Annotated in this window: 6 protein-coding genes and 17 pseudogenes; all 23 read left to right on the top strand. The window is 34.9% G+C overall.

Annotation, left to right across the window (positions count from 1 at the left end):
* Window positions 1–182, top strand: a 182-nt coding sequence (gene rpsS, locus ACN5J3_RS13855) for a 30S ribosomal protein S19 (RefSeq protein WP_418512115.1), incomplete at its 5' end; no start/stop codon positions are given.
* Between the two features lie 6 nt (window positions 183–188).
* Window positions 189–596: pseudogene (rplV, locus tag ACN5J3_RS13850) on the top strand (50S ribosomal protein L22).
* Window positions 597–603: 7 nt separating this feature from the next.
* Window positions 604–1,289: pseudogene (gene rpsC / locus ACN5J3_RS13845) on the top strand (30S ribosomal protein S3).
* 43 nt (window positions 1,290–1,332) lie between these two features.
* Window positions 1,333–1,741: pseudogene (rplP, locus tag ACN5J3_RS13840) on the top strand (50S ribosomal protein L16).
* Between the two features lie 209 nt (window positions 1,742–1,950).
* A pseudogene (locus ACN5J3_RS13835) lies at window positions 1,951–2,189 on the top strand (small ribosomal subunit protein uS17).
* A 2-nt stretch (window positions 2,190–2,191) separates the two neighbouring features.
* A pseudogene (gene rplN / locus ACN5J3_RS13830) lies at window positions 2,192–2,551 on the top strand (50S ribosomal protein L14).
* An 11-nt stretch (window positions 2,552–2,562) separates the two neighbouring features.
* Window positions 2,563–2,857, top strand: a pseudogene (gene rplX, locus ACN5J3_RS13825) (50S ribosomal protein L24).
* Window positions 2,858–2,859: 2 nt separating this feature from the next.
* A pseudogene (gene rplE / locus ACN5J3_RS13820) lies at window positions 2,860–3,406 on the top strand (50S ribosomal protein L5).
* A pseudogene (locus tag ACN5J3_RS13815) lies at window positions 3,399–3,684 on the top strand (30S ribosomal protein S14). The pseudogenes rplE and ACN5J3_RS13815 overlap by 8 nt, the downstream one beginning before the upstream one ends.
* 38 nt (window positions 3,685–3,722) lie before the next feature.
* Window positions 3,723–4,105 (top strand): annotated as a pseudogene (gene rpsH / locus ACN5J3_RS13810) (30S ribosomal protein S8).
* Window positions 4,106–4,153: 48 nt separating this feature from the next.
* Window positions 4,154–4,641 (top strand): annotated as a pseudogene (locus ACN5J3_RS13805) (50S ribosomal protein L6).
* Between the two features lie 36 nt (window positions 4,642–4,677).
* Window positions 4,678–4,999, top strand: a pseudogene (gene rplR, locus ACN5J3_RS13800) (50S ribosomal protein L18); the annotation flags it as partial.
* Between the two features lie 12 nt (window positions 5,000–5,011).
* A pseudogene (locus ACN5J3_RS13795) lies at window positions 5,012–5,500 on the top strand (30S ribosomal protein S5).
* Between the two features lie 28 nt (window positions 5,501–5,528).
* The gene (locus ACN5J3_RS13790) at window positions 5,529–5,639 is read left to right on the top strand and encodes a hypothetical protein (RefSeq protein ID WP_418512116.1); all 111 of its coding nucleotides are present in this window, start codon (window positions 5,529–5,531) and stop codon (window positions 5,637–5,639) included.
* 60 nt (window positions 5,640–5,699) lie between these two features.
* Window positions 5,700–6,143 (top strand): annotated as a pseudogene (gene rplO / locus ACN5J3_RS13785) (50S ribosomal protein L15).
* A 49-nt stretch (window positions 6,144–6,192) separates the two neighbouring features.
* Window positions 6,193–7,462 (top strand): annotated as a pseudogene (locus tag ACN5J3_RS13780) (preprotein translocase subunit SecY).
* Window positions 7,463–7,472: 10 nt separating this feature from the next.
* Window positions 7,473–7,688, top strand: coding sequence for a translation initiation factor IF-1 (gene infA, locus ACN5J3_RS13775; RefSeq protein ID WP_028289261.1), 216 nt, complete (start codon window positions 7,473–7,475; stop codon window positions 7,686–7,688).
* Window positions 7,689–7,693: 5 nt separating this feature from the next.
* Window positions 7,694–7,810, top strand: a complete 117-nt coding sequence (gene ykgO / locus ACN5J3_RS13770) for a type B 50S ribosomal protein L36 (protein WP_013305171.1) — start codon at window positions 7,694–7,696, stop codon at window positions 7,808–7,810.
* A gap of 2 nt (window positions 7,811–7,812) precedes the next feature.
* A complete protein-coding gene (gene rpsM / locus ACN5J3_RS13765; protein ID WP_417857767.1) occupies window positions 7,813–8,193 on the top strand; it encodes a 30S ribosomal protein S13 in 381 nt (126 codons plus the stop codon).
* Between the two features lie 42 nt (window positions 8,194–8,235).
* Window positions 8,236–8,584 (top strand): annotated as a pseudogene (rpsK, locus tag ACN5J3_RS13760) (30S ribosomal protein S11).
* Window positions 8,585–8,755: 171 nt separating this feature from the next.
* A pseudogene (rpsD, locus tag ACN5J3_RS13755) lies at window positions 8,756–9,334 on the top strand (30S ribosomal protein S4).
* Between the two features lie 54 nt (window positions 9,335–9,388).
* Window positions 9,389–10,323: pseudogene (locus tag ACN5J3_RS13750) on the top strand (DNA-directed RNA polymerase subunit alpha).
* Between the two features lie 58 nt (window positions 10,324–10,381).
* On the top strand, window positions 10,382–10,719 hold a 338-nt coding region (gene rplQ / locus ACN5J3_RS13745; protein WP_418512114.1), incomplete at its 3' end, for a 50S ribosomal protein L17.

The following is a 10,719-nucleotide window of genomic DNA, read 5'->3' as shown; positions in this document are numbered from 1 at the left end:
CCTGGTCTAGAGCTAGTATGATTACACCGGATTTTGTTGGACAAACAATCGCAGTGCATAACGGTCGCCAGTTCGTACCTGTTTACGTAACAGAGAACATGGTAGGTCACAAGTTAGGAGAATTTTCACCAACAAGATCTTTTAGAGGTCACGCTGGTGCTAAAAATAAAGGTAAAAAGTAGTAAGCTATGGGAAGTCGTAAAAAACAAATGGCAGACGCTATTAAGGAAAGTAAAAAGCACATCGCTTTTGCAAAGCTTAATAACTGTCCTACATCACCGAGAAAAATGCGTTTAGTAGCCGATTTAGTAAGAGGTGAACGCGTAGAAAAAGCACTTAACATTTTAAAGTTTAGTTCTAAAGAAGCTTCAAATCGTTTAGAGACCTTGTTAGTATCAGCTATCGCTAACTGGCAAGCTAAAAACGAAGACGCAAGCATTGAAGAAGCAGAACTTTTTGTAAAAGAGACAAGAGTAGATGGCTGATCTATGTTAAAAAGATTACGTCCAGCACCACAAGGTCGTGCACACAGAATAAGAAAACGTTCAAACCACGTGACTATCGTGGTAGGAGCTAACAATAATACACAAAGCTAAGATAGATATGGGACAAAAGACAAATCCAATCGGAAATCGCTTAGGGATTATCAGAGGATGGGAATCTAACTGGTATGGAGGAAACGATTATGGTGATAAACTTGCCGAAGACGATAAGATCAGAAAATACGTTCACGCGCGTTTATCTAAAGCTAGTGTAAGTAGAGTAATTATCGAGAGAACACTTAAACTTGTAACCGTTACTATCACTACGGCTCGTCCAGGTATCATTATTGGTAAAGGCGGTCAAGAGGTAGACAAGTTAAAGGAAGAGCTTAAGAAAATTACTGGTAAAGAAGTTCAGATTAATATTTTTGAAATCAAAAGACCTGAGCTTGACCCATTGCTAGTGTTGCCCGTCAAATTGAGACCAGAATCTCTTACAGACGAGCAATAAAAATGGCTATCGCGGCAACAATGCGTATGAACGCTGAAGGAATTAAAATCCAGATTAGTGGTCGTTTAAATGGTGCTGAAATGGCACGTTCTGAGCACTACAAAGAAGGACGTATTCCTTTATCAACTTTTAGAGCCGATATTGATTATGCACTTGTTGAGGCACATACTACTTATGGTAGATTAGGTGTTAAGGTGTGGATCATGAAAGGTGAAGTATATGGTAAAAGAGAGCTTTCTCCTCTTGTTGGATTATCTAAGAAGCAAGGAAAAGGTACGAACAGGTGGAAACAATAAAACCAATCTCGTCGTAGAAAGTAATTTTTAAAGAAAAGAGAAAATGTTACAGCCTAAAAGAACAAAAATTTCGTAAATGCAAAAGGCCGTATGAAGGGAACTCTGTAGAGGACACCAACTTTCAAACGGAACCTTGAATAAATCACTAGACTCGAGTTTTTTAACGTCGCGTCAAATAGAAGCAGCTCGTATTGCAGCTACTCGTCATATGAAAAGAGAGGCAACTTTGGATTAAAATATTTCCAGACAAGCCTATTACAAAGAAACCCTAGAAGTGCGTATGGGTAAAGGTAAAGGAGCAGTAGAATATTGGGCAGCAGTAGTTAAGCCAGGTAGAATACTTTTTGAAGTAGGAGAGTACCATTAGACGTGGCTAAAGAAGCTTTACGTTTAGCGGCTCAAAATTACCTGTAAAAACAAAGTTTTTAATCGCTAGAGATTACGAAGCATAATTTATTTGATATTATGAAACAATCAGAAATTAAAGAATTATCTGTAGCTGAACAAGAGAAACTTAGTGAAACAAAAAGAGTTATTCAGACCTAAAAATGGCACATGCAATATTCTTTAGAGAACCCAATTCAATTACGCTCTGTAAGACGATGTAGCGAGATTGGCAACAGAAATAACTAAAAGAGAATTACAATAATTCTGCTTAATGATGGAAAAAAGAAACTTAAGAAAAGAACGTATAGAGTAGTTACTAGTAACAAGATGCAAAAATTGTAGTTGTAGCGAAAAGTAAAACACTTATGTAATAAATTCGTGTTAAACAAAGAAATATGTTGCACACGATGAAACAAACGACTGTAATATTGAGATACAGTAAAGATCATGGAAACACGACCTTAAGTAAACTAAATGTTGAGATTAGTTGAAATAATTGAAAGAGCGAAGTAATTATGGTACAACAAGAATCAAGACTAAAAGTAGCAGATAACACTGAGCAAAAGAAGTATTAACAATACGTGCTCTAGGTGGTACTAAAAGAAGATATGCTTCTGTAGGAGACAAAATTGTTGTTACAGTTAAAGAATTTACCCTAATGGAAACATTAAAAAAGGAGCAGTTTCAACAGCAGTAGTTGTTCGCTAAGAAAGAAGTAAGACGTCCAGATGGATCTTATTAGATTCGATGATAATGCTTTGTGTACTTAAACCAACAGGGGAAATGAGAGGAACACGTGTTTTCGGACCGGTTGCTAGAGAACTTCGTGATAAACATTCATGAAAATTGTATCATTAGCACCAGAAGTGCTTTAATTGATAAAAAGATGACAAAGCTTAAAATAAAATCAGGGATACCGTAAAGTAATATGATCACAAAGGATCTGAAGGTGTAGTACAAAAGGTATTAACAGATATGAACAAAGCGATCGTTGAAGGTGTTAATATGGTAAAAACATACCAAACCTAGCGCACAAAATCCGCAAGGAGGAATTGCTGAAAAAGAAGTCTAATTCAAATCTCTAACCTATCTTTGTCACTTCGAAAGGAGAAGCTACAGGTTTTAGAGTAGAAGGAGACAAGAAAGTAAGATTTTCTAAAAAATCTAATGAAGTAATATAGTTATGGCATATACACCTAGACTCAAAGAAGAGTATAAAAGCAAAGTAATTGCAGCTCTTACAGAAGAATTTGGTTATAGTAATGTGACAAGTACCAAAACTTACTAAGATAGTATTATCTAAGGAGTTGAAAGGCAGTAGCAGATAAAAATTAGTTGATCACGCAGTTGAGGAATTAACAACTATAACAGGACAAAGAGCTATAGCAACGTTATCTAAAAGGATGTTGCAACATTTAAATTACGTAAAGGAATGCCAATTGGCGCTAAAGTAACTTTACGTGGTGAAAAATGTACGACTTTTTAGACCGTTTAATCACTTCAGCTTACCTGTGTAAGAGATTTTAATGGAATTAAAGCGACTGGATTTGACGGAAGAGGTAACTACAATTTAGGAGTTACTGAGAAATTATTTTTCCAGAGATAACATTGACAAAGTTAATAAAATCAGAATGGATATTACATTTGTAACAACAGCCGATACAGACAAAGAAGCTAAATCATTATTAACTGAATTAGGATTACCTTTCAAAAAACTAAGTTATGGCTAAAGAATCAATGAAAGCCCGCGAGGTGAAAGAGCTAAAACAGTAGCTACATGCAGAGAAACGTAAAGCTTAAAAGCAGCTGGCGATTACGAAGCATTACAAAAGTTGCCAAAAAATGCCCTCCGGTACGTCAACACAATAGATGTAAGTTAACGGGAAGACCAAAAGGATACATGCGTACCTTGGTATCTCTCGTTATGTTTAGAGAAATGGCGAACCAAGGTTTAATACCAGGAGTTAGAAAGCAAGCTGGTAAAATTATAAATTGGGCTAAGGTTTAAGCAACGACGCTTAAAACCAAGTCCGCAAATCAATACATATGTATACAGATCCAATTGCAGATTATCATAATAGAGTTAGAAACGCAGTGCGTGCTAACCACAGAGTAGTTGAAACTTGCATCAAATTTAAAAGGACATTACTAAAATATTATTCGATCAAGGATATTTTAAGTTACAAGTTCGTATTTAAAAAGTACAAGAACCATTAAAATAGCCCTTAAGTACAATAAAGACACAAAAGAACTCCAGATTAGAAAGATCCAGAATAAGTAAACCTGTCGATGTAAATATTCTAGTTCAAGCGAATTACCATTGTATTCTTAACGGTCTTGGTATTGCTATCGTATCTACATCTCACGGTAATGACTGGTAAGCGCGTCAAAGAGAAAACGTTGGTGGTGAAGTTTTATGTTACGTTTAATAATCTAAAAGGAGAAGAAATGTCAAGAATAGAGCCAATCCAGTAGTAATTCCAGAAGGAGTTACTGTAGAAGTAAAAGATAACGTCATCACAGTAAAAGGGAAATTGGAGAATTAACTCAGAATTTCGATGCTGTGAGGTTAAGGTAGAAGAAGAAAGTTAAGTTACACGTCCATCTGTCTAAAGATCGCAAAGCCAAACACGGTTTATAAAGATCTTTAGTTAACAATATGATAGAAGGAGTATCTAAAGGTTGACTAAACAACTAGAACTAGTTGGTGTTGGTTACAGAGCAAGTCACCAAGGTCAAAACTAGATTTAGTTTAGGTTTTTCTCATAACATCGTTATGAGCTTAGCATCTGAAGTACGTTGAAACAGTTTCAGATAAAGGTAAACCCAATTATTAAATTAACTTTACGATAAGCAATTGGTGGACAACGTATGGAAATCCGTGGATTAGACCACCAGAGCCTTACAAAGGAAAAGGAATTAAATTGTAGGTGAAGAGTTAACAGTGCCAGGTAAATCAGCTTAATAATTAAGTTATGGTGCTAACAAAAACGAAAGAAGAATAAGAATTAAAACAGAATTCGCAAAATTGTCTCTGGTGCGGAATCAAAGCCAAGATTGTCTGTTTTTAGAAGTAATAAAGAAATTTATGCTCAATTAGTCGATGACGTATCTGCAAAACTATCAGTGCAGCATCTTCAAGAGATAAAGACATTAGTACTGCAACAGGAAGCAAATCTGAAATAGCTGCTTAGTAGGTAAGTCAGTTGCTGAAAAGTTTTAAAAGCAGGTGTAGAGACAATCACTTTGATAGAGGTGGTTATTTATATCACGGTAGAGTAAAATCATTAGCTGAAGGAGCTAGAGAAGCAGGACTTAAATTTAAGAAATTATGTATCATAAATACAAAAGTGGTTAGTAAACCATGGATTAGATCTAAAGATCATTTAATTGTGTACAAAGAGTAACAAAAGAACTAGGAGGTAGAGCTGGATTCTCAGCAAGTGTTGTAGGAGACGAGGCAGGTGTAGAATACGGTTTAGGGAAATCAGATGTAGCTAGTAATTGCTAAAGGTATCGAAGACGCTAAGAAAAACTTAGTTCGTATTCCAATAGTGAAAAGAACATTACCACACGAACAAAAAGGGAAGTATGGTGGAGCGAGAGCAAACATTACACTCATAGCACCTGGTACAGGGTTATCGCTGGTGGAGCTGTAAGAACAGTTCTTGAGGCAGTAGGTGTACATGATTGTTTATCTAAATCTCGTTCATCAAACCCACATAACGTAGTAAAAGCAACATTTGATGCTTTATTACAGTTAAGAGATGCGACACAATTGCTCGTGAACGAGGAATTTCTTAGAAAAAGTTTTTAACGGTTAATATTTAAAGCAATGGCAAAAATAAAGTAATAAAAGTTAAAAGCGCAATCAATTGTACTAAAAGTCAAAAGCAAACTTTATTAGCTTTAGGTCTCAAAGATTGGGCAAACTGTAGAGCACGAAAACACTTAGTATACTAGGAATGGTAAGAAAAGTAAATCACTTAGTTTCTGTTGAGGAAGCTTAAAACAATACTGAAAATGGATTTAAGTAATTTAAACCTGCAGAAGGTTCAGTTAAAACTCAAGGTAAGAGAATAGGTAGAGGACAAGGTTCTGGAAAAGGGGTACGGCAACACGGGTCACAAAGGAGCTAAATCTCGTTCTGTTATTCTAAGAAAGTAGGATTTGAAGAGGGCAAATGCCACTTCAAAGACGTGTACCTAAGTTTGGCTTTACAAATATCAACAGAGTAGACTATCAAGGTGTTAACTTGATACGTTACAGAAATTAGCTGATGAGAAAAAATCGAAACTACATTAGACTTTGAAACTCTTGTGAATTTAGGATTGTTGGTAAAAACGAACTAGTTAAAATTTTAGGACGTGGAGAATTAAAAGCAAAACTTATGTAACAGCTCATAAATTTACTGCTTCAGCAAAGGCTGCAATAGAAGCTGCTGGTGGAGAAGCTGTAACTTTATAAGACCAACTAGAGTATGAAATTTATAGAGACTTTAAAAAATGTTTGAAAAATTGAAGAACTAAGAAATAGAATCATAGTTACACTTGGTCTATTATTAGTTTACTGTTTTGGAGCCCAAATCGTTTTACCAGGAATCGATGTCAACAGTTAAAACTTGCAAAACAGGTACCGAGAATGGTATAATGGGGTTACTAAACGCCTTACAGGAGGAGCTTTGCTAATGCTTCGTATTTGCATTAGGTATTATGCCTTATATATCTCTTACTGTAGTTCGTTAATGGGAATTGCTATTCCGTATTTACAAACCAACAAAAAGAAGGAGCGAGTGGTCGAAAAAATACTCAAATTACTAGATGGTTAACCATTGCAATTTGTTTAGTACAAGCGCCTGGTTATTTAGCAAGTTTAAGTACCATGTTTGGAATCCCTGAATCGGCTTTATTAGGTCAAGGTGGGGTATTCTATTTCTTCTATAGTGATCTTAGTTACAGTATCTTCGCGATGTGGTTATAAGGAAAAATTATGGAGATAAAGGAATTGGTAACGGTATCTCATTATTAATTATGGTGGGTATTATCGCAACAATGCCAAAGTCATTTTTACAAAATGCAGTGTCTAGAATAGAACTGAAATAACGTAATGATGATTCTTTTCGAATTTGTACTTGGTTAGCAATTATTTTAGCATGTGTAATGTTAGTAATGGTGTTAGAAAATAGTTGTTCAGTATGCAAGACGATCTGTAACTGGTGGTTATGAGAAAAATGTATTTGGTGCTAGACAGTTTATCCTCTTAAGCTTAATGCTTCTGGAGTGATGCCAATTATCTTCGCTCAGGCAATTATGTTTGTTCCTGGACTTATTGGAAGTTTTCTTTCTTAGAAGGTACCTCTACTGGTCAATGGATGCAAGCTAATTTCTCAGACATTTTCGGACTGTAATAATGTGTTGCCGCTTTCAATTATAGTTTTTACTTATTTTATACGGCGATTACAGTACCAACGAATAAAATGGTTGATGATTTAAAACGTAGTGGTGATTTAACCCAGCATTCGCCCAGGATCTGAAACTTCGGAGTATCTAGATAATCATGTCACAAATTACCTTACCAGGTTCTATTTTCTTAGCACTAGCTGTGTTCCCAGCATTTATAGTTAAGTTCTTAAACGTACAATCTGATGGGCCTTATTTTTGGTGGTACATCATTATTAATTTTGGTTGAGTTGCACTGACACTATGCAACAAGTAAATTCATACTTGTTAAATAGACACTATGATGGCTTGATGAAAACGGGTAAAAATAGAAAGGCAGTAGCTTAATTATTATACTATGGCAAAACAAGCAGCAATAGAACAAGACGGAACAATTATTGAAGCATTATCTAATGCGATGTTTCGTGTAGAATTAGAAAATGGTCACATTGTGACTGCACATATATCTGGTAAAATGCGTATGCATTACATTAAGTTGTTACCAGGTGATAAAGTAAAATTAGAAATGAGCCCTTACGACTTAAGTAAGGCTCGCATAACTTATAGATACTAATTACGATGAAAGTAAGAGCATCAGTTAAAAAAAGAAGTGCAGATTGTAAAATCGTGCGTAGAAAGGGTAGACTTTACGTCATTAACAAAAAGAATCCTAGATTCAAACAAAGACAAGGATAATTATGGCAAGAATTGCAGGAGTAGACATACCGAAACAGAAAAGAGGAGTCATTTCATTAACTTACATCTATGGTGTAGGTAGAAGTAGAGCTCAAGAAATTTTATCAACGGCTAAAGTTGATGAAAACATCAAAGTACAAGATTGGACAGATGATCAAATTGGAGCAATCCGTGAAGCTGTTGGAACTTTTACTATTGAAGGTGAATTACGTTCTGAAACTCAAATGAACATTAAGCGATTAATGGACATAGGATGTTACAGAGGGATCCGTCATAGAGCTAGTCTTCCATTAAGAGGACAACGTACTAAAAACAACTCTAGAACTAGAAAAGGTAGAAGAAAAACAGTTGCTAATAAGAAAAAGCAACTAAATAATAAGTAGTATGGCAAAGACAAATACTAAAAGCACAAAAAACGTAAAGTTATAATAGACGCGGTTGGGGAAGCTCATATTACTGCTTCTTTTAACAATATTATTGTGTCTTTAACAAATAAGAAAGGTGACGTTATTTCATGGTCATCTGCTGGTAAAATGGGATTCAGAGGTTCTAAAAGAACACACCTTACGCTGCTCAATTAGCTGCGGAAGATGCATCTGGAGTTGCTAAAGAAGCCGGACTTAAAAAGTTAAAGTTTACGTAAAAGGACCAGGAAACGGTAGAGAATCTGCTATCCGTTCTATCCATAATGCTGGAATTGAAGTAACTGAAATTATCGACGTTACTCCATTACCTCATAATGGATGTCGCCCTCCAAAGCGTAGAAGAGTATAATTTACTCATAATTTAGAATTAATATCAATTATAATTAAATTATAGTTGGTATTAATTTTTATGTTTAAATTTGCAAATTATAAAAACAATCAAGTATTAATAAGAGGATAACGGTTATCGAAGGATAAGATTAAGACCTTAATTCATAACCACTCTCATAACAAATTTAATATGGCAAGATATACTGGTCCTAAAACTAAAATAGCTCGTAAGTTTGGTGAAGCTATTTATGGAGAAGATAAGTCTTTTGAGAAAAGAAACTATCCTCCAGGTCAACATGGTGCAAACAAGCGTCGTGGAAAAAAATCTGAATATGCAATCCAGTTAATGGAAAAGCAAAAAGCAAAATACACTTATGGTGTGTTGGAAAAGCAATTCAGAAACATGTTTAAAAAAGCAACTGCTGCTCCTGGAATTACAGGGGAAGTATTGTTACAATTATGAGTCCAGATTGACAATTGTTTTTAGAATGGGAATATCCTCAAGAAATGTGTTAGACAACTATGTCCCACAGACATTACAGTAAACGGAGAAATTGTAACATCCCATCTTACCACCTAAAACCTGGAGATGTTGTTACAAGAGAAAAATCAAAATCGCTTGAAGCTATCGATAAATCTTTATCAAATCTGCCAAGTTTACGAATGGATTATTTTGAATACCGAAAAGAAAGAAGGTACTTGCTTTGTACCTGCTAGAATTAAATTCCAGAAACATAAACGAACACCATCGTCGAATTATACTAAATAATAACTGATACAAATGCAAATATGCATTTAATTTTCAAAGCCCGACAAAGTAATCATCATTGATCCAACCGATTTTAAGGAAAATTGAATTTCGTCCTTAGAACCTGGTTACGATTAACAGTTGGAAATGCTCTAAAGAGTTTTACTTTCTTTCTAGAAGGATTTGCAATCACTTCGGTTAGAATTGAAGGTGTAGATCATGAATTTCTACTATTGCTGGCGTTGTTGAAGATGTTACTGAAATATTTCAAACTTAAAAACAAGTACGTTTCAAAAAGACAACAGAAGATGTGACAGCGAATTGTCTCAATATCTCTTCAGGACAAAATCAAATAACAGCTGGTGATTTTCAAAAATTTATTTCAGGATTCCAAATATTAAATTCAGAGCTTGTAATCTGTAATTTAGATCCTAAAGTAAATATCAATATGGAAATTACTATTGAAAAAGGTAGAGGTTACGTTCCAGCAGAAGAAAACAAAAAAGCTTCTGCTCCTATAGGAACCATCTTTACAGATTCAATTTACACACCTATAAAAAATGTTAAGTACAGCATTGAGAACTATCGTGTGGAACAAAAAACAGATTACGAAAAATTGGTTTTCGAAATCATTACTGACGGTTCCATCACACCTCAAGATGCTTTAACAGAAGCTGCAAAAACATTAATCCATCACTTCATGTTGTTCTCTGATGAAAGAATAACCCTTGAAGCTGATGAGATAGCTCAAACAGAAACTTATGATGAAGAATCCCTTCACATGAGACAACTATTAAAACCAAATTGGTTGATATGGATCTGTCTGTTCGTGCGCTTAACTGTTAAAGCTGCAAGTAGATACCTTAGAATTTAGTATCTTTTAACAAAAACGACTTAATGAAGTTCCGTAACTTTGGTAAAAATCCTTAACAGAGCTTGAAGAGCTTGTTAATGTGAAAGGGTTAAACTTTGGAATGGATCTTTCAAAATATAAATTAGATAAAGATTAATACATCATATTTTGCTCTATAAAGGGTTGTAGCAAGATGGTGATTAAAACAAAATGTCATGAGACACGGAAAAAAAACAAACCACTTAGGGAGAAAAACAGCTCACAGAAAATCAATGTTGGCCAATATGGCTTGTTCCTTAATTGAACACAAGCGTATTAACACAACAGTAGCTAAAGCTAAAGCTTTAAAACAATTTGTGGAGCCTTTAGTAACAAAATCTAAAGAAGACACAACACATAACAGACGTATTGTTATGTCTCGTTTAAGACAAAAAGAAGCTGTTGCAGAATTATTTAGAGATGTTGCCCCTAAAGTAGGAGACAGACCAGGAGGATACACAAGAATTATTAAACTTGGTAACCGTTTAGGTGATAACGCTGATATGGCAATGAT

The sequence above is a fragment of the Corallibacter sp. genome (genome assembly GCF_048381695.1).
Taxonomy (GTDB): Bacteria; Bacteroidota; Bacteroidia; order Flavobacteriales; family Flavobacteriaceae; genus Corallibacter; species Corallibacter vietnamensis.
The sequence above is the reverse complement of the archived record's forward strand: the minus strand, read 5'-3'. Positions and strand labels throughout refer to the sequence as shown.

Coding starts and splice junctions, on each gene's coding strand:
- infA (WP_028289261.1), top strand. CDS start 7,473: ATGGCAAAACAAGCAGCAATAGAACAAGACGGAACAATTATTGAAGCA.
- ykgO (WP_013305171.1), top strand. CDS start 7,694: ATGAAAGTAAGAGCATCAGTTAAAAAAAGAAGTGCAGATTGTAAAATC.
- rpsM (WP_417857767.1), top strand. CDS start 7,813: ATGGCAAGAATTGCAGGAGTAGACATACCGAAACAGAAAAGAGGAGTC.